Below are 20904 nucleotides of genomic sequence, written 5' to 3'. Positions count from 1 at the left end.
TATATAAAATGCAACAATTGGGATTCAACCAATTGCAAAAAAAAGATTGCAATCAACTGGAAATTAATTCATATTACTTCTAAAAATAAATATTACTATTACTGATTTTATCCATAATCATTAGTGAATAGTAGTGATTGATATTTATTTAATTTTAAAAATTAGTTTAAATACAAAAGATAAATTCGGGGTCTATCTAGTTTTATGCTCTATTTGGTTTTGTCATGTTTTTAATTCTATTCTTCTTCTTTATTTGGTTTTAATGGTTACTATTTGGTTTCTATAATTCTTATACTTATATTCTTTTTAACAGGTTTTTATAGCGATTTCCTTCAGGTTTACCATAATTATCTCTACTAGAAAATTCTAGTAGAGATAAAAAAATTACTAAATAATCATGGTAACTTAAACTTACTAAACACTAATTCAAACCAAACTTTCTCTTTATATCAATTTCTTAAGACTTGCATATACTGACAATTCAACATCTGCGTGATCTTTTGTATTACATTGCTCTATCAGGTTTTTTAAATCATCTGCTTTTAAAGTTGATTTATTATCCAATACAAGTAATAATTCTTGTGATGCATCATTTAATTTTTTCGACAAAGGCAAAATTGGCTGTACTAAAGGTGCATTTGCGCTTAACTCAATTAATCCTTTATTTACTGCAATCCATTTATTAAAAAATGCTGCAACTTTTTCTTTATTCTCGGGCGTTTTATTTGCTAAATACTGAGTTACTGCGTCATCAAAAGCTAAAGATTCTTTAGCATCCGGCCCGCAAGCATCTGCAAAAAGTGTAAACGGTGAGTACATTTGGTATTCTGTTCCGCCTTTATTACGTGTGTATCCTTTTAACGGTTCACAAACATTTGCAAATTCATTAAGCGATTTTATGTTTTGATTGTTTGAGATATTTCTCAAGATCACCGCTTTGTTACGAATGTGTGTTAATCCTAATTCTTCTAATCTAAATGATACTACATCAAGACGTTTGCGCATACTTGCTAAATCTGTAATATCCTCAGCTGACCAAAGTCTCTCGGCAATTGCAGCTGTTCTAGGCCACAATCTTGAATCTATTGTTGTTGAAGTTGCAAGTTCTGTCCACATTGTAGCTTCTCCACCTAAAATTCTTGCTTTTTCTTCTGCAGTTAAATTGGCTCCTTTTGGCATTGGGTCATTTAAATAATGACTTGCAACCGGATACATTAAATCGATATAATATCCGTTTGACAAAACTGTTTTATATCCTTTTTTTACTGCATCTACTAAAGATTGTCCGGCAACCATTCCTTCATTTGGACCTCTCCAAGAATGAATAATAGCGTCTTTTGACATGTTTTTAGTCAAAATTTCTTCCCATCCCATTAATTGTTTACCGTGTTTTTTAAGCATCGGAACTAATTGCATGGTAAAATAAGTCTGTAACTCATGATTGTTAGCTAACTTATTTTTCTTCATGAACTCTTGAATTTTTGGATTTGCATCCCAATCTTTTCCTTCATTTTCATCTCCTCCGATATGAAAATAAGCTCCTGGAAATAAGGGACAAACCTCATCAAAAATTTCACTTAATAATTGATATGTTTTAGGATTTGAAGGATCTAATGTTGGCGAAAAAATACCCGCATTTCTTTCAATTCCATAGGTAGCAATTGCTGTACCTTGAATATTTTTTTCAGAAGTTCCTCCTGTCAATGTAATCACCTTACTTCCAATTTCCGGGTAAGCCGTTAAAATTGCAGATCCATGACCGGGAACATCTATTTCAGGAACTACCAAAATACCGCGCTCATCAGCATATTTTACGATATTTTTAATTTCCTCTTGTGTGTAATACATTCCATCTGAAGCTACATCTATAAGCTTCTTATGTTTTTTCATTTCGATTCTCCAACCTTGATCATCAACCAAATGCCAGTGAAAAACGTTCATTTTCATTGCTGCCAATCCGTCAATATTTCTTTTGACAACATCAATTGGCTGAAAATGCCTTGCAACATCAATCATCAAACCTCTCCATGTAAATCTTGGAAAATCAGATATTTGTGAGATCGGGAAATAAAATGAGTTACTATTATTCTGCAACATTTGCAATAACGTTTCAAGACCATGTAGTGCGCCTAAATCGCTTGTTGCATTTATTGTAATTTGATTTTGTTTGATGTCTAAATGATAACTTTCGTCTTCATATAAACCAATTTTTCCGCTTTTAGTACAGTTAATCTGAAGCTCGGCTGTTGGAACTTCATTTAATTTTGTAATAAAACCTTGTTGAAAAAAGATACCAGTTCTACCGTCTAAGCGACGCAAAAAGCGAGTTACTCCACTAAAAATACGTGGGTTAGGGTTTCCGGTAATGTTTACTTTAAAATTTTTATTTAAAGCAAAATTCCCATCGTTTACAACAACACTTTGAGGCCAAGGCATAAGATTTAGCTGCTCTTTTTGAATTTGAGCACTAGAGGTTACACCTGCTAATAGTAGGACTAATAAATATTTCATTTTTACTGTTTTTGAAAAGATGTTATTCTAAAGACAACATTAATAATAGATAATAGAAACAAAACTCAGAATGATCTCTCTATTGAACCTCACTAATCGCTATGAAATCAATCTGAATTTTGAATTTGATTCGCTCCAAACCGAATCTAAAAAACAACTCTAGTAATCAAAACGTTTGAAAGCTTCAATTGCTTCGTATTCTGCCAATCCTAATTCATCATATAAAATGGCTGTATTCTTGTTACGGTCTTCGGCTCTAACCCAGAATTCTCTTGAGTCATTTCCTTGAAACATTACTCGGTCTTTTTGAGATTGGTGGTACAAAATTGCATGACGTTTCAACAATACTTCTGATGGAGAAAGCGGAACTGCCATATCAATTTCGTGAATGTCCCATTCGTGCCAAGCGCCTCTGTATAACCATAACCAGCAGTCGTCCATGTATTTCTCTGGTTTTAGTTCTTTCATGGCTGCAAAGATCGCGTTTAGACAAACTTCGTGTGTTCCGTGTGGATCTGCCAGATCTCCTGCAGCAAATACCTGATGTGGTTTTATTTGTGCAATAATATCTTTTACAATGGCAATATCTTCAGGTCCTAACGGATTTTTCTTCACTTGTCCTGTTTCGTAAAACGGAAGATCTAAAAAGTGTGTATTCTCATCTTTTAAACCAATGTATCTTGTCGCTGCATAAGACTCTCTTCGTCTGATAAGTCCTTTTAATTTTCGAACTTCCAACGAATCGATTTGATTTTCTGATTTACTATTCAAAAACTCAATTACAGATTTAAAGTTGATTCCGCTTCCGGCTTCACCAATAAAATCTTTGGCAACTTCGGCAAATTTTAGAGCCTCGTCGTCTGTAACAGCAATATTTCCGGAGGTTTGATATACAACGTGTACATCATGACCTTGTTTTATCAATTTTGAAAAAGTTCCTCCCATAGAGATCACATCATCGTCTGGATGTGGACTAAAAAGAATCACTCGTTTTTTTGCAGGATTTGCTCTTTCCGGACGGTGTGAATCGTCAGTATTTGGTTTTCCACCTGGCCATCCTGTGATGGTATGCTGCAATACGTTGAACATATTAATGTTCAAATCATAAGCAGAACCTTCTTGCGCCAAAAGATCTGACATTCCGTTATTGTTGTAATCACGGTCTGTTAATTTTAATATAGATTGTTTTGTTTTTTGGCACAACCAAACAATCGCTTTGCTTTTTAATTCCTGATTCCAAATGCATTCTCCAACTAACCAAGGCGTTTTAAAACGTGTTAATTCTGAGGCTGCAGACTGGTCTAATACGAAAGTCGCATTAGGATGATTTTGTAAAAATGTCGCAGGAACTTCTGAACTGATATCACCTTGAATAGTTCTTTTGATGATATCGGCTTTGTTTTGTCCCCAAGCCATCAGTACGATTCTTTTAGATCTCAAGATCGTAGAAACTCCCATGGTAATCGCTCTTTTAGGAACGTTATCTATACCATTAAAATCTGATGAAGCATCTACTCTTGTAATATGATCCAGTGTAATAATTCTGGTTCCAGAGTTGATGTGTGATCCCGGTTCGTTAAAACCTACGTGACCTGTACGACCAATACCTAATAATTGAAAATCAAGTCCTCCTGCATTTTTAATATTCATTTCATAGTCAATGCAATATTGATTTAATTCATCAATATGTACAGTTCCATCAGGAATATTAACATTATCCGGATTGATATCAATATGATTAAAAAGATGCTGATGCATGAAATAATGGTAGCTCTGGTTGTTCTCTTTGGTCATTGGATAATATTCATCCAAATTGAAAGTAATTACATTGCTAAAACTTAATCCTTCTTCTCTGTGCATTCTCACTAATTCCTCATATACTTTTATAGGAGAAGAACCTGTTGCTAAACCTAATACGCAAGATTTACCTTTTTCTTGTTTAGATCTAATTAATTGCGCAATTTCCTGCGCTACAATTACTGAAGCTTCTACAGAATTTTTGAAGATTTCGTTATGGATTTTTTCAAATCGAGTTTCTTCAAATTTCCCCGCGCTTTTATAGCTGATATCAGGTTTTATTTCTAAAGCACTTTTCATTTCTTTTCTTTTTTTTTCTATTTACAATTTTGGTTTTTGAAATGGTATAAGCAATTTGCATTGCTTATACCATCTACTAACCAAACTTAAATTCTTTTAATTCTTTATTTTTTATTAGAATTTGTTCACTCCAGTATCCCACCAAAGTCTAGTTGCTCCAGTATCAACACCTCCTAAAAGGCTAACTCCTTGCGCATAACCGGTTGGATTAGCAGTTTTCTCATTTACATAGAAATTCAATCTTCTTACGAATGTACCATCTGGAATTTTTCCTCCTGAAAAGTTATTTGCAGGTAAGAACAATTTAGGGTAACCAGTTCTTCTAGTCTCAGCCCAAGCCTCTTGTCCGTCAGGGAATATTGCAATCCATTTTTGAGTAATAATTTTTTGCAATTTCACTTCGTTAGATGCAGCATCAGACCATTTTACTGTTACTAAGTTTTTCGCAGTAATATTATTAGCAGCGTTTAATGGATCAGTAAAATCAGCTGGCATTGCAGTATCATCATTAATATAATCAGAAGCACTACCTGCACCTAATTGTGCAAAAGAAGTTGCAATTCCTGACTCATAGAATGATTGAGCAGATCCACCAACATTCCATCCTTTTAATGCAGCTTCAGCTTTCAAGAAGTGAGATTCAGCTGCAGTAAACCAAGGAATTTGGTTATTTTCTACAATAGGTCCAACTTTAGAGAATAAATCTGCTTTAGCAGTTCTATAGTTAGCATCAACTACAGTTCCCATTCTGATACCTTGGTAAATACCTCCAGTACCTGTATGGAAGAAAGTTGCTCTTCTTGGGTCATTATAACCATTCATGATAGAAGTAATTGCTCCACCTGCATTGATATCTGCCCAAGGACCTGTATATGTTTTAACAGGGTGTTCCGCTAAATAAGCCATATTATCAGCATTAGAAGTGATTACTCCTAAACCAGCCAATGCAGCTTCACCTTCAGCTTTTGCTTTTACAGGATCAATATTAGAAATACGCATTGCTAAACGTAATCTTAAAGAGTTAGCAAATTTTACCCATTTTTGAATATTTCCACCAGCTGTAGTTCCGTCTGTTGCATCTCCTGAAGGGAAAAACGTAGCCGAAGCATCAGCAGCTTTTGGAGTTAAGATATCAATCGCAGTTTTTAACTCTGTAAAAAATTGATCATAAACTGCTTTTTGAGAATCGTAAGGAGTTGTTCCGTCAGCATTTCCAAAACCTGAATATACGATTGGTCCGTAATAATCAGTGGTTTTGTGCATTGCATATACTTTTAAGATCAAAGACCAAGCATAAAACTGAGGGTATTTAGTTTTTGTTAATTTCTCAAGATTATAAGCATTAACCATCTCTCTTTGATACTTCTGAACCCATTCAGCACCATTCCAACCATCTACTAAAGCATAGGTTGAATTATTACTATTTCCTTCAAAATCATGAGGAGTTCCCATATATCCTGAAAAGATATCTGCATTTAAGTTAAACTGAATATCTCCTTGCCAGTCATCTGCAACCAAGATATACATTCCTCTTTGCATTGTCTTAAGAGGTGCTTTTACTTGATTAAAATCTTGTTCTAATTGATCATTGGTAAAACCAGTCTCGTTGGTATTTATATCCTCGAAGTTACTTGTACAGCTGCTTAGTAAAAGAGCCAAAGCTGAACCAAATATTAATAATTTATTTTTCATCTGTGAATTTTTATCGTTAATTAAAATCATTTTTATTGATTTATAAGCCGACCCATTTAGGGTTTAATTGTTTGTTGTTTTACACTATTTACATTCAATCAACAAACAAGATATCTTACAACAACCAAAAGGTTTTGTCCTTTTATTATATTATTTAGAAAGTTAAATTTAAATTAACACCAATACTTCTTGTTGATGGAGCACCAAAAATATCAACACCTTGTAATCCTTCTCCAGAACTTAATGTTACGTTTGGATCAAACGGAGCATCTTTGTAGAAGAAAAATAAGTTTTTACCAACAAGAGCAACATTCACTGTTTTGAAAATTGTTTGTTTACTGAAATCAAAAGTATATCCTAAAGAAAGTTCTCCTAATTTCACATTTGTAGCTTTGTACATATATTCTCCTGTTGCACCAGCTCTATCTCCTACCTGGCTATAGTAATCCTGAGCTTTCATTGAAGTTACTGCAGTTCCATCAGGTTTTACTGCATTTATTTTAACACCTCCAGCGTCTCTTGCATCACCACTAGCTTTAGATACACCATAAGCATCTAACATCGCTTCTGTCATACTCATTACATTACCACCAAATCTACCGTCAATAAGTACATTTAAAGTTAATTTTTTGTATCTGAATGCATTTGAGAAACCTAACATAAAATCAGGATTTGAACTTCCCATGTCAACCCAATCCGTTTTTTGAATACGACCGTCTTTATCAAGTAAGATTTGACCTTGAGCATTTCTTACAATATCTTTTCCTTGAATTTCACCAAATGGTTTTCCAACTTTTAAAATATATCTGTAGCTATTTGGATCTCCATTAGTTAAAATAACTGTATTAACATCACCATTTGCACCTGTACCTAAATCAAGTACTTCGTTTTTGTTTGAAGCATAGTTCAATCCAAGATCCCAAGTAAAGTTCTCACTTACAATTGCTTTACCTGTTACAGAAATCTCAAAACCTTTATTCTCGATACTTCCAGCATTAAATGCATAATTAAGATATCCTGTAGTGTTAGGAATTGGAGCAGGAGAAGTAATTAATTGGTTTTTAGTTTCATTTCTATAGTAAGTAAAATCAAATCCAATTCTATTATTTAAGAATCTCCACTCTGTACCAAATTCATAAGAATTTTGCATTTCCGGTTTCAAAGAAGTTCCTGGCTTAGGACCAACATTTGGAGCTGTAACGATACCACCAACCAAAGTGTTTATTGGAGTAGTTAAGAAAGGAGAAACATCATTACCAACCTGAGCGAAAGAACCTCTTACTTTAGCATAGCTAATAGCTTCCGGGAATGATACCATTTGGCTTAAAATAGCTGATAAACCTACAGAAGGATAAAAGAAGCTTAAGTTATCTGTATTTACTAAAGTAGATGACCAGTCATTTCTTCCTGTTACATCAAGGTAAAGCATGTCTTTGTAACCAAAAGTTGCACTTGCAAAAACTGACTGAACTTCTTTTTTACCACCAATAGTGTGTGCATTTCTTTCAGCAGATACAAAGTTACCAGTATTAAACCAGTTTGCATTAACTAACCCATTTTTTTGACCTGAATCGCTTACATAAGCATCGTTAATTGTAGACTTTGTTAAACTTGTACCAAGGTTAGCACTAAAAGAAAAATCATCGTTGAATTTTGTATTAATAGTAGCAATTAAATCACCATATAGTTGAGAACTTTCACTATCTGAGTAAATATATCTACCTGTAGACGGAGCCAATGTTTCATTTGTACCAGCATACATTCTTTTATCAAATGTGTTGTACAATCTGTTATAACCTCCTCTTGCTTTAATACTTAACCAGTTGTTTGCTTTGTATGTAACCGCAGCAGAACTAATTAATGATTGATTTTTATCGATAGAAGCATTTCTGTTTAAAATCCAGCCTGGGTTTTGAATAATATCAGCTGTAGCTGATGGCCATCTTTGAACCATTAAGTTTCTAGCAGGATCAAAAACTTCATAATTGTTATAGTAATCATTAAAATCATTACCTCTTGGAAACAAATATGCTCCTGTTAATGGATTGAAATATAATCCATTTGTTGGCTTATTATCAATTTTTTGTTCAGCATAAGATAATGCAGCATCAACAGTTACTTTATCATCAAACAATTTAACACTTTGACGAAGCGCAATGTTATTTTTCTTAAACTCGTTTGTTGGTATTACTCCATCAACCTTAGTATTTGCATAAGTAAGGCTAGTTGTTGCTTTATCACTACCACCATTTACTGAGATAGAGTTAATCATTGTTAAACCAGTGTTATAAAAACCTTTAACATGATCAGAAGATTTTTTTGCAGCACCCCAAGATTTATCAGATGCTGGATCTGCACCGTAATTAGTTTGAAAATCAGGTAAAGAAACTACATTATCTACAAATACACTTGCATTATAATTTGCTGTTACTTTTCCTTCTTTACCTTTTTTAGTTGTTATTAAGATAACACCATTTGCACCTTGAGAACCATATAAAGCAGAAGCAGAAGCTCCTTTAAGAACTGTCATAGATTCAATATCATCAGGGTTCATCATTGAGATTGCATCTCCACCATCTCTGTTACCTCCAGCTGTATCACCAAAAACTTGATTTGACATAGCAGAAGTAGAGTTCAATAATGGAATTCCGTCAACAACATATAATGGCTGATTGTTTGTAGCAGATGAGTTACCACGAATAGTTACTTTTACAGCACCACCAGCTCCTGCAGAGCTTTTACCAACAATTAAACCTGCAACTTTACCAGATAAACTGTTCATTAAGTTGGCATCTTTAACTCTTGTTACCTCTTCACCTTTAACCTCTTGAGCAGCATAAGTCAAAGTCTTTTTTGATCTTTTAAGACCTAATGAAGTTACAACAACTTCGTTAAGAGCATTAGATGCTGCTTGTTGCATTTTCACATTAATTGTAGCAGCATCTCCTACAACTATACTTTGTGTTTCAAGACCAACATAAGTAAAAACTAATGTTTGCCCTTTTTGTACTTCAATTGTATACAAACCATCAAAATCGGTAGAAGCACCTTTTTGACCTCCTTGTACAGCAACAGATGCACCTGGCAATGGCATCCCCGCAGAATCTGTAATCACACCTTTGATATTTTTTACTTGTGCAAGCGAAACTTGCGCCGTAAAAACAATCATAAAGATTAAGAAAATTTTTTTCATGTTTATTTATTTTGTTAGTTATGGTGTAAATTTATTCTTAAGGGATTGTTAAAAAAAATAATTTATACGAACGACTTTAAATTTTAAACAAACGACATAAAACAATCAATAATACGTTTTGCGAAAACGTTTTCATGTTGACATATTCTAATGTTTTTCACTTATATATGTTTTTAAATTAAAAAAATAAGAGAATTAGTTAACAAATGCTCAGTCCCATATAAGTAAGTAATTAGCTGATAATTACCTTGTAAAGCAGCTGTTTTTTGGTAATTAAAATTTAATTTTAACAAAACATTATAAAAACCAGATCTCTAGAATAGTAAAGAAAAAAAAGGCATTCCCCATTACTGGTTTTTATTTTTACATCTAAAAAGAAGTATAAAAAAAGTCTGCCTTATAAAGGGCAGACTTTTTGTTTTGGGATTACTATTTAGTTTGCGTCCCACCAAACTTTATTCAACCAATCGTTGGTTCCCCCCATTCGGGACAATGCTTCTAAATAATTGGTTTCATTTTTCTGCATTTCATCATTAGGATAATACAAACGAGTTGGTGTAACTCCGTTTGTTTCAGAATCAGGATTTGTTATTGGAATCAAATGTGGAAATCCGGTTCTTCTCCAGTTTGAATAAGCTTCAATACTATTGAATATATAGGTAATCCAAAGTTGCGTTGCAATTTGTTCTTTTTCTGTGCCAGCTACCAAAGGTTTAGCATTTAGATAAGTATTAATATCAGCTACACTTGCCCCAGGAGCTCCATAAATTTCTAATTGTTTAATACCTGCTTCTACTCCTTTTTTATAGTAATCTGCTGCAGAACCCGAAACCCAGCCTCTAAAAGCTGCTTCGGCTAATAGTAATTGTGTTTCTGAATAACTTACATGTAAAAATGGCGTTGTTTTTTTCTTGTAATAAGATTGAATTCCAGAAGTAGAACTTGAACCTGTTGGAACTTCCCATTGAAAAAGTCCTGGTTTTACACCTTCATATGGAGTTTCTCCTGGTTGCAACGGCGCTCCACTAACAATACTACTAGTTGTTTTAGGTGTTGCTAACATTGGTAGTCTTGGATCTCCATTATCTCTTAAATAGTTTATAACTAAAGTACTAAAATGATCTCCGCCTTCATTACCATTAAAAGCATAAGCCAATCCATTTCCTCTAAAATCAATAGCAGCCGGATCATCATTAAAAGTAGCATCTAAATGTTTCATAACACAATTGTCAAGATTACTTTCAAAAACACCGTTTTGCAAAGCAGCTTTTACTTGTTTTTCGGCCTCAGCAGGTTTTACTTCAGAAATTCTCATTCCTAAACGTAATCTTAAGGTATTGGCCAGTTTTTTCCATTTAGAAATATCTCCATTATAAAACAGATCTCCTTTTACAGCTCCTCCACCAGCATTTAACTGATTGTAAGCCTCATCCAAATCTTTAAAAAATGACGCATATATATCTTCCTGTTTATCGTATTTAGGTGTTACAATTCCTTTTGAGAAACCTAATCCAGCCTCAGAATAAGGAATATCACCATAAAGATCTGTTATACGCTGGGCAACCATTACTCTCATAATTTTTGCAACTGCATTCATATTTACAGCTTTAGGATCATTACTTGTCTTTTCCAGAATATCTATTACATTTTTCAATTCATTAGAATAACCATTTCTCCATAAAGCAGTCGCATATCCGTCATCTTTCTTGAATTTGCTTCCAAATTCAGTAACATTCCAGGCGCCGGCATAATGTTGCACAAAACCTCCTGAATAAATCAAATTGGCTCTCCATTGGTAAAAGCCATCGCCTGACATACACAATTGGGTAAACGTAAGTTGTCCTGCCGGATTTGCAGACAATGCCACCGGATCTTTCTCCAGTGAGTCAAAATTTTCGGTACAGCCTACTGCAGTAAACAATATGAGTATGGCTATAGTTATCTTTTTAAATTTCATAATTTCTTTTTTTTAGAATGCAACTTTAATATTAAAACCATACGATTGTCTAAATGGTAATGAACCATATTCGAAACCTTGCCCGTTTCCGGAAGTGTACATAGACTCTGGGTCAACGTTTGGAAGATCTTTATTAAAAGTCAATAAATTTCTTGCGAATGCAGAAATGTAGACTGAATTGATTTTTGCTCCGCCAAAAACACTTTTTGGTATTGAATATCCAATACTAACCTCTCTTAATTTAACATAAGAAGCATCATAAATAAATGGTGCCGGGGTATTATTGAATACTGTATTCCAATAATCCTGAGGATTCACCGGAGTTGTATTTTTTACATAAACCGGATTAGCTGCTGTTCCTGTATTGACAACACCTTCTGCAACATAACCTGCAGTAGGAACCCATGAAGACTGGCTAAAGTTAGGATCATTAGCAACAGCCTCAGCTCTTGCGTGATTATAAGCATCTCTTCCCTCTGTAGTTACATCTAAAAGCCCTTTTGTTGCAGCAACTGAATTGGTCATAGAATAAACATCCATTCCAAATTTCATATCTAATAAAAACTGAAGTGTGATTCCTTTATAAGTAAATCTATTAGTTAAACCCGCAGCCCAGTCCGGAAGACCTTTTCCTAATGCTACTTTATCATCTGTAAACAATGGTAAACCATTTGCTCCAACTACTTTTTCTCCAGCTTCATTTCTTAAGAAATCTTTACCCATAATAGTTCCGTACTGACCTCCAACTTGTGCTACAATAGCAGCTCCAGCCCAACGTGCTTCAGAAATAGTATAAGTACTAATATCCGGATGCAAAGAAATAATTGAGTTTTTGTTTTTTGAAAAATTCAAATCAATTCCCCATTCAAAATCTTTGGTTTTTATTGGAGTACCAGATATAAACAACTCAATACCTTCGTTACGTAATTTTCCGGCATTTACAGAAACAAATTCATAACCAGATGTTGCTGATGAAGGCAAATCAAGAGTTTGATCTGATGTATCTTCACGATATACGGTAATATCAGCTTTTAATCGGTTTTTAAAAAAAGCCGTTTCAAGTCCAAACTCAACTCCTGTTTTTGATTGATACGTTAAATCAGGATTTGGTGCAGCGCTATTTTTAATATTCACAACACTTTGCCCATTATAAGAAGCAAATGTGGTATAATTTAAAGCATTTTTATAAGCTCCCGGTGCATTCGAAACTTCTGCCCATGAAGCTCTGAATTTTCCATAAGAGAATGAATCACTTTGAATACCAAAAGCATCAGAGAATACAAAACCTAGCGAAGCTGCCGGGTAAAAAGCATCTTTGTTTATCACACTAAACCAGTCATTTCTGCCTGTAAACTCTGCATACAAATATCCTTTATAATCAAACTTTGCAGAACCATACACAGAGTTTGTTCTGGTTTTAGTCTCTACAGGAGCATTTTCCGTTTGATTTACAAAGTTGCTGATGTATTCAGTTCCCGGTTCAATAATTTTAGTTCCGGTTCTTGAATTTTGTTCTCTTCTAAAATCTCTTCTACCAGCTCCTAAAATTCCAGAGAAAGTAAAATCTGTCGCCAATTTAATTCCGTTAAAAGTTGCAATTAAATCGGTGTTCATTTCAGACACATTAATATTATTTAAACCAAGATAACCTTCATCTCTTCCCGGCCATGTACTTCCGGCAGCCATAAAATCCTTGGCACTAAAAGCATAAGTATCAAGTCCGGTTCTTAAGGTTAATCCTACCCATTTTTTTAGTTGATACGTTCCGGTAACATTTCCTATAAAACGATTTTTCTTAGAGGAGTTGTGATTTTCTTCTGTGGTAAAATAGGGATTCAATAAGTAAATATTATTATTCCAAGGATAGATTTGACCTGTTTCTTCATTTTTATAGTTTTTCAACCAAGCCTGATCAATATTTGGCGCTAAACCGCTTAATGAATATCCAACGTTATTAGGAGAATCTCCTAAACCTGGTCTGTTTTCTGTATTTTCAGCAATATAATTTACGTTAGCATCCAAAGTAAATTTATCTGATCTTAATGTTGCATTCAAACTTGCATCGTTTCTCTCTAAACCTGAACCCGGAATAACATCGTCATTGTTTAGATTATTATATCCAAAACGCACAAAGGCATTTTCATTTCCACCAGTAACAGCAATTCCGTTTGTTGTGGTAAATCCAGTTCTGAAAAAATCCTGAATATTATTGTCAACTCTTTGATAAGGTCTTACAGAACCATCAAATATTGTAACTGTTTTACCAATACTTTCAGAGAATTTAGGTCCCCATGCATTTGTAGTGTTATTATAAATCTCTGTAGGAGCTTGAGCAGGATTTGGCAAGACGCCATTTGACCCTGTACCATATTCATTTTGAAAATCAGAATATTTAGCCAAGACGCGGTCAAAACTCACCCCACTTGTTAGTTCAACCTGAAGTTTTCCTCTAGTTCCTTTTTTAGTGGTAATTAAGATTACACCATTCAAAGCTCTTGAACCATATAAAGCTGCAGCTGCAGCACCTTTTAACACTGTAAGACTTTCGATGTTATTGGGGTTGATTCCAGATATTCCATCCCCGTTATCACGTCCGTCAAACCATTTACTGGTTGCGGCAGTATCATTATTCAAACCTGAATTATCAATAGGCACACCATCTACAATATAAAGTGGTTGGTTACTCTCGCCTATACTTGATATACCTCTAATAATTACTCTGGTGCTACCGGCAACTCCTGTTGCAGGTATCGAAACATCAACTCCGGCTACTCGACCTGAGAGTGCCGTAGTTACATTGGTAGTAATTACTTTATTTAATTGATCTCCTTTAACATCCTGAACGGCATAACCCAGCTCTTTCTTTTGTCTTTTGATACCTAATGCGGTAACTACAACTTCATTTAAGTTTTGCGCATCTTCTGTAAGCACGACATTTATTGTAGCTGAACCGGCCACAGTTACAGCTTTAGTTTTAATACCGATATACGAAAAAACAAGTACATCTCCTGCAGATGCTTGTACCGTATAGATTCCGTCATAATCACTCTGGGTTGCTGTTTTTGTGCCCTGAATAACAATAGTTACTCCTGGCAACGGCAATCCGTTCTGATCGCTTACCAAACCTTTGATTGTTTTTACCTGAGCAAGAGAGACTTGCGCCGTAAATGCAATCATAAAGATTAACATAATTTGTTTCATTTTAACATGGTTTTTTTGGTTAAGTTGTAAATTTATTGTTAACGTAGTGTTAAAAAAAAATTATTATACAAACGGTTCCAATTTTTAAACCAACGACACAAAACAATCAATAATATGTTTTACGAAAACGTTTTACAGTAGAAAAAACACATTAATTATCTTTTTTTTCAAAATAATATTCAAAAGAATTGCGATTAAGCAACTAATTGTTTAAAGTTGCATTTTATTTACGGGGAAGAAACCAGACAAACCAATAACCAACACAATAAGTTGAGCGAAATTCGAAAGTTAAAATTTGACATTAAACTTCAAAATCATATTTGGTTCTGGAGTACTTACTTCACTCTTAACTTTTTAAGATGGGGAGCCTACTTTAATGACTATCCCTATTCCTTCAAATCAAACTTAATTGAGTTCTCACTGCACATACCTTTAGTTTATTTTAATCTTTTTGTTTTAGTACCCAGATATGTATTAAAGCAGAAATATATTACTTATACATTTTCATTACTGGTAAGTCTTTTTGGCATCTATTTATTAAAAACAGCTCTTACCTATTATATAATATCCGAGAATATTTGGCCGGAAGCCAACAGAGAATATCACCCTTTTGAGATCAATCATATTGTAGCCGTTTGCATTGGTGAATTGTATGTTCTTGCTATGGCCTCTTCTGTTTATCTGACTTTGACCTGGCTGCGCGAGCGAGAAAGAAACAGATCGTTAAGAGAAAATCAGTTTAAAATCAAGTTAAAGTATCTTGAAAATCAAATTCAGCCACATTTTTTCTTCAATACCTTAAATAATCTTTATGCATTATCATTAGAATCTTCCAATAAGGTTCCTGATGTAATTATAAAACTATCAAATTTGATGGAATATGTGTTATATGATGTAAAAGGAACCAAATTTGTTCCCTTAATAAAAGAGATCGATTATATTCAAAATTACATCGAAATTGAGAAGTTACGTTTTGAAAATGTAGAAGTTACGATAAACTTAGAATCTAATATTGATGATATTGTTGTGCCTCCGCTAATTTTCATTTCTTTGGTCGAGAACGCCTTTAAACATGGGAGTTTAAACAATCATAACTTAAAAATAAAGATAAACTGTAAAGTTATTGACAATAAAATGTTAGATTTTGAAATCTTAAATAATTTTGTAATTTCACAAAATCTTAATCAAAAAGGAGGAATTGGATTAGTCAATACCAAAAAACGATTAAAATTAATTTATAAAAATGATTTCAGTCTCAAACATACCACTAAATTCAATTACTATATAATCCGTTTGCAAATACCTATTAATGATGAAGATTAAATGCGTTTTGATTGATGATGAGCCATTAGCTATCAAAGTCCTGCAGAATTACTTTGCTAATTTTACAGATTTTGAAGTAATTGGTACATTTAACAATTCTCTCGAAGCGCTCGATTTTATAAACAGTACCACTGTCGATGCAGTTTTTCTGGACATTAATATGCCTATGATGACAGGATTTGAATTGATTAGTTTAATCGAAAACAAAACCAAAGTCATTATTACAACTGCCTTTAGAGAATTTGCTGCCGAGAGTTATGATCTTGATGTTTTAGATTATTTAGTAAAACCTATTCCGCTGCCAAGATTTATAAAATGTATTAATAAAATCACAACCGAATACAATTTAAAAAACAATATTAAAGTAGAAACCACCAAAGGAGATTCTCATATTTTTATAAAAGTCGATAAAAAAATGATGAAAATTAATATTGAAGAAATTTTATTTGTCGAAGGAATGAAGGAATATATAAAAGTTGTAACTCCTGATAAAACCTATATTACACACAAATCTTTAACCTCATTATCTGAAGAATTACCTGCCGATCGCTTCTTGCGAATTCACAAATCGTACGTAATTGCCCTAAATAAGGTAAAATCTATAGAGGGAAACCGAATCCAAATTCAATCATACACCATCCCTATTGGCAGAAATTATAGTAAAGAGGTAAAAAACAGAATTTTAGAATAAATCCCCCTTAATAACTTCATTTTCTAACTCGGTAAAAATTAACACATTGTTGAAAAAATAACGTCGTTCGTTTAAATTTAACATTATTTGTGTCATTTTATTTTTTTTTGATATACTTAACAAATATATTTACGGTCTTCAAAAAACAATAAAATAAAAAATTAACCTCTTAAATTATGAGTTCAGAAAATGTTCAAACCAAATGGGGACAGTTTATCTCTTTGATAATTGTTTTCTTCTTTTGGGGTTTTGTTGGTTCAGCCAATGATATCCTTATTCCAGTATTCAAAAAAGTATTTACTTTATCTCAAGTGCAATCACAATTAGTAGCTTGGGCGTTTTATGTTTCTTATTTTGTAGGCTCAATTATTTTCTTCATAATATCCTTAAAAGTAGACATTTTACAAAGATTCGGATACAAAAAAACACTTTCTGCCGGATTACTTTTATCAGCTTTTGGATCATTTTTATTTATTCCAGCAGCAACAATGGAAAGTTTTCCATTCTTCTTAACTGCTTTATTTACAATAGCTTTAGGTTTCTCAATTCAACAAATCGTAGCAAATCCTTTAGCTATTAAAATGGGAAGCCCACAAACCGGAGCTCACCGTTTAACACTTGCGGGAGGAATAAACTCTTTTGGAACAACAATTGGAGCTATTCTTTTAGGAATCGCTTTGTTTGGAATGGGAGACGACAAAAAAACATCTCTTTCATTAGAAGATATCAAACTACCTTTTATAATTTTAGGTCTTGCATTTATTGCAGTAGCAATTTTCATGTACTTCTCTAAAATCGAAGATCCTGCAAAAGAAGAGGAAGAAGTAGTTAAAGTTGCACACGAAAAATTCAACATTCTTGATTACCCACAATTGTATCTAGGAATGTTAGGAATCTTTATTTATGTTGGAACTGAGGTTACTATCATTAGTAACTTACCAGCTTTACTACACACTTCTGAATTCGGAAATGTTTTAGAAGATGCTATTGCGCCATTTATTGCCCTTTACTGGGGAAGTTTAATGATTGGTCGCTGGAATGGTGGAGTTAACGTTTTCAATACTTCAAACTTAGTAAATACAGCACTTAAATTTATTGTTCCTGCAATTGCATTTGGAGTAATTATTGTCGCTAATATATTTGCTGCACACGACGTTTCTTCTTTCTATATTTACCCAATCTGGATTTTATTGTTTATTGCAATAAGTTTTGTTGGTGGTAAAAATGCCGGAAAAACTTTAATGCTTTTCGGAATCTCAGGTTTAGTAATGATGTTTGCAGGATTAGTTTATCCAGATCCGTCTATTGCTAAATTCTTCTTTATCTCCGGAGGTTTATTCTTATCTATCATGTGGCCTTCTATCTTCGATTTAGCGATTGCAGGTTTAGGAAAAAACACAGGAAAAGCATCGTCTTTCTTGATTATGATGATTCTTGGAGGAGGAGTTATTCCTTTAGTTCAGGGAAGTATCTGTGATATCGACCTTACTAGCCCAGAAGGAATATTTGGTATTACATGGACACATTTCTCTTATATCGTACCACTTATTGGTTTTGCATATTTAGGATTCTACGGTTTCTATTGTCCTAAAATCTTAAAAAGACAAGGAATTAGCCACGTTGAAGGTGGCGCTGGAGGCCACTAAACCTTTATAAAAAAATTCCAAATAAAAAATTCCAAATTCCAATTTTACCGATTGAAATTTGGAATTTTTTTATTGCTTTTTTTGAAATTTTATTTTGCCGTTATAATTGCATTTAGATTTTTCTTAAAAGCAGCTTTATTTTTTTCTGATAATGTATACACTACATCTTTATCAGCATGAATGATAACTTTGTCAATATTAGCCTCTAAAAGTGCTTTTGGATCTTTAATTTTCAATGTACAGGCGCCGTCAAAAAAACCATCATCTTCGATTATCTTTTTGGCTTCTATAACTGTTCCATCACTTAGTACAGCCGAAATAGTCATCGAATTATTTAAAGTTTTAGAATAAAAACCATCCATTACTAATAATAAACGATAAGAATTTTTCATTTCTGGCCCTTTAAACTCATGGCGCGTAATATTGTAACGCAAACCTTTGGCAAGAGTCTGAAATTGCATAGAACAATCCAATTCAAAAGTGGCTACATCACCAGCTTCATTTACCGATGTTAATACTTTGGCTTGTGCATTTACTGAAATATTAATTACCAAAAATGCCAGAATCAGGATAACTTTTCTCATATGTACTTCTTTTTTAGATACATAAAAGTAAAAAAAAACGCCATGTTTCTGACGAAAATGGCGATTTAAATTATATTAGAAGGATAACTTATTTATTTCCTTTTTCGAAATCAGCAACAAACTGAGCAAGTCCAATATCAGTTAATGGGTGTTTCAACAATCCGTAAATTGCAGAAAGAGGTCCAGTCATAACATCAGCACCAATTTTAGCACAGTTTACAATATGCATTGTATGACGCACAGAAGCCGCTAAGATTTGAGTTTCATAACCGTAGTTATCAAAAATCAATCTAATCTCTTCAATCAATGCTAAACCATCAGTTGAAACATCATCTAAACGACCAATAAAAGGTGAAACATAAGTTGCTCCAGCTTTTGCAGCCAATAAAGCCTGACCAGCAGAAAACACAAGTGTAACGTTTGTTTTAATTCCTTTATCCGAAAAATATTTTGCAGCCATAACACCTTCCTTAGTCATTGGCAATTTTACCACGATTTGCTCATGTAATTCAGCCAGCTCCTCACCTTCTTTAATCATTCCGTCATAATCAAGCGCATTTACTTCAGCACTTACATCACCTTCAACAAGATTACAGATGTCAACATAATGCTTCAAAATGTTATTTTTTCCAGTGATACCTTCTTTTGCCATCAAAGACGGGTTAGTTGTTACACCATCTAAAACACCTAAAGCTTGTGCTTCTTTAATTTGAGCTAAATTAGCTGTGTCAATAAAAAATTTCATAATTATATCTATTTAATTGTGTTCATATTTTAGGCGAGTTCATTACGCCAAATCCGGTGCAAAATTACAAAATCGACACCAATAACAGTCCAAATTTCAAAAATCAATTAAAAAATTACAAATTTCGAAATCAAGCTATTACTTCCACATCTTTTTTTACAGTTTATAATGATTCATTAACATTTTTTCATACACTTTATCAGGAAGAGCACGCTTTAAGACAATTGAAAACTTCTGCATAAAAGCACCAACTTTATAGTGAACGTTAGGCTTTTTTTCCTGCATTATTTTATAAACAAACTCAGCCATTTCATTTGGATTACTTCCCGCATCAACATGATCATTCATCGTTGCAAGCGTATCTCCGTAAACTTTTTCATAAGCAGAACCTTGTATAACAGGCGCATGATAACGTCCTGAAGCGATATTAGTAGCAAAATCACCAGGCGCTATATTTGTAATTTCAATTCCAAAAGATTTAACCTCCATACGCAAAGCCTCTGTAATTAGTTCTAAAGCTCCTTTTGATGCCGAGTAAACACTTCGATATGGCAAGCCCATATAACCAGCAATCGAAGTAATATTAATAATCAAGCCAGATTTTTGTTCGCGCATTTGTGGCAAAACGGCTTTCATAACTTCAATTGGTCCAAAAAAATTAGTTTCAAAATTATTCTTGATTTCCTCCATCGGAATTTCTTCTAATGGTCCCGTAATACCAACACCTGCATTATTAATTACAACATCTAATCTTCCTGAAGTTGCAATAATCTTAGCTACCGCCAACTTTATAGATTCAACATTTCGAACATCTAAAGCTACAAGTGGAAAAACAGAATTCAAAATTTTTTCAGGATTTCTGCTGGTTCCATAAACAACAAACCCTTTTTTATGTAAAAATTCTCCAATTGATTTTCCAATCCCTGAGGATCCTCCGGTAATTAAAACGACTTTGCTCATTATTAAGTTAGATGTTAAATGTTAGTAGTAAAATGTCGTGAGCTGCAATAAAGAGATAAACTTCTAACTCACGAAAGGTCCAAAAATAAAAAAATCCTCCATAAGGAAGACTATTTTTGCATTAATTCTAAAAAAAATCCCGATAGCTTGGGACGATAAAATAAAAAATGGCAAGCGACCTACATCGCACCGCTCAACCACGTACCCTTGCTATGTTCCCATCCTGGGGGAGTCTGCAGGAGCTGGTCGTGTAGGACTTGCCGGTGCAAATATACAATCTTTTTATATTTTTGCAAGAGCTTTG

12 protein-coding genes and 1 other RNA gene are annotated in these 20904 nt (G+C 33.6%); 3 read left to right on the top strand and 10 right to left on the bottom strand.

What is annotated here, in order from left to right; genetic code table 11:
• Nucleotides 1–444: 444 nt before the first annotated feature.
• From LPB88_RS02545 to LPB88_RS02520, 6 genes are all read right to left on the bottom strand, one after another.
• Entirely contained in the window at nt 445–2511 is a 2067-nt protein-coding gene (locus LPB88_RS02545) for a beta-N-acetylhexosaminidase (protein WP_230712227.1), read from the bottom strand.
• 159 nt (nt 2512–2670) lie between these two features.
• Nucleotides 2671–4608 (bottom strand): glucosamine-6-phosphate deaminase, encoded by a 1938-nt coding sequence (gene nagB, locus LPB88_RS02540; RefSeq protein WP_230712226.1) that lies wholly within the window; start codon nt 4606–4608, stop codon nt 2671–2673.
• A 114-nt stretch (nt 4609–4722) separates the two neighbouring features.
• Complete coding sequence (locus tag LPB88_RS02535; protein ID WP_230712225.1) at nt 4723–6300, bottom strand: RagB/SusD family nutrient uptake outer membrane protein; 1578 nt, start codon at nt 6298–6300, stop codon at nt 4723–4725.
• Nucleotides 6301–6454: 154 nt separating this feature from the next.
• Nucleotides 6455–9493, bottom strand: coding sequence for a SusC/RagA family TonB-linked outer membrane protein (locus tag LPB88_RS02530; protein ID WP_230712224.1), 3039 nt, complete (start codon nt 9491–9493; stop codon nt 6455–6457).
• A gap of 433 nt (nt 9494–9926) precedes the next feature.
• A complete protein-coding gene (locus LPB88_RS02525) occupies nt 9927–11450 on the bottom strand; it encodes a SusD/RagB family nutrient-binding outer membrane lipoprotein (protein WP_230712223.1) in 1524 nt (507 codons plus the stop codon).
• Nucleotides 11451–11462: 12 nt separating this feature from the next.
• A complete protein-coding gene (locus tag LPB88_RS02520) occupies nt 11463–14651 on the bottom strand; it encodes a SusC/RagA family TonB-linked outer membrane protein (protein ID WP_230712222.1) in 3189 nt (1062 codons plus the stop codon).
• Nucleotides 14652–14921: 270 nt separating this feature from the next.
• Between LPB88_RS02520 and LPB88_RS02515 the strand changes: the two genes are divergently transcribed.
• The 3 genes from LPB88_RS02515 to LPB88_RS02505 all read left to right on the top strand — a co-directional run bounded on the left by LPB88_RS02515 (nt 14922) and on the right by LPB88_RS02505 (nt 18311).
• Nucleotides 14922–15974 (top strand): sensor histidine kinase, encoded by a 1053-nt coding sequence (locus LPB88_RS02515; RefSeq protein ID WP_230712715.1) that lies wholly within the window; start codon nt 14922–14924, stop codon nt 15972–15974.
• Nucleotides 15964–16665 carry a LytTR family DNA-binding domain-containing protein gene (locus LPB88_RS02510; protein ID WP_230712713.1) on the top strand — a complete coding sequence of 234 codons (702 nt, stop codon included), beginning with the start codon at nt 15964–15966 and terminating at the stop codon, nt 16663–16665. Before LPB88_RS02515 ends, LPB88_RS02510 begins: the two co-directional genes overlap by 11 nt.
• Nucleotides 16666–16841: 176 nt before the next feature.
• Complete coding sequence (locus tag LPB88_RS02505; protein WP_230712221.1) at nt 16842–18311, top strand: MFS transporter; 1470 nt, start codon at nt 16842–16844, stop codon at nt 18309–18311.
• Between the two features lie 89 nt (nt 18312–18400).
• On the opposite strand, the gene LPB88_RS02500 is transcribed toward LPB88_RS02505, so the two are convergent.
• The 4 genes from LPB88_RS02500 to ffs all read right to left on the bottom strand — a co-directional run bounded on the left by LPB88_RS02500 (nt 18401) and on the right by ffs (nt 20863).
• The gene (locus tag LPB88_RS02500; RefSeq protein WP_230712220.1) at nt 18401–18895 is read right to left on the bottom strand and encodes a hypothetical protein; all 495 of its coding nucleotides are present in this window, start codon (nt 18893–18895) and stop codon (nt 18401–18403) included.
• An 88-nt stretch (nt 18896–18983) separates the two neighbouring features.
• The gene (gene fsa / locus LPB88_RS02495) at nt 18984–19640 is read right to left on the bottom strand and encodes a fructose-6-phosphate aldolase (protein ID WP_230712219.1); all 657 of its coding nucleotides are present in this window, start codon (nt 19638–19640) and stop codon (nt 18984–18986) included.
• Nucleotides 19641–19796: 156 nt separating this feature from the next.
• Complete coding sequence (locus LPB88_RS02490; protein WP_230712218.1) at nt 19797–20600, bottom strand: SDR family oxidoreductase; 804 nt, start codon at nt 20598–20600, stop codon at nt 19797–19799.
• 165 nt (nt 20601–20765) lie between these two features.
• Nucleotides 20766–20863, bottom strand: an RNA gene (ffs, locus tag LPB88_RS02485) — signal recognition particle sRNA small type.
• Nucleotides 20864–20904: the final 41 nt, after the last annotated feature.

The sequence above is a fragment of the Flavobacterium sp. JAS genome (assembly GCF_020991455.1).
Classification (GTDB): Bacteria; Bacteroidota; Bacteroidia; order Flavobacteriales; family Flavobacteriaceae; genus Flavobacterium.
The sequence above is the reverse complement of the archived record's forward strand: the minus strand, read 5'-3'. Positions and strand labels throughout refer to the sequence as shown.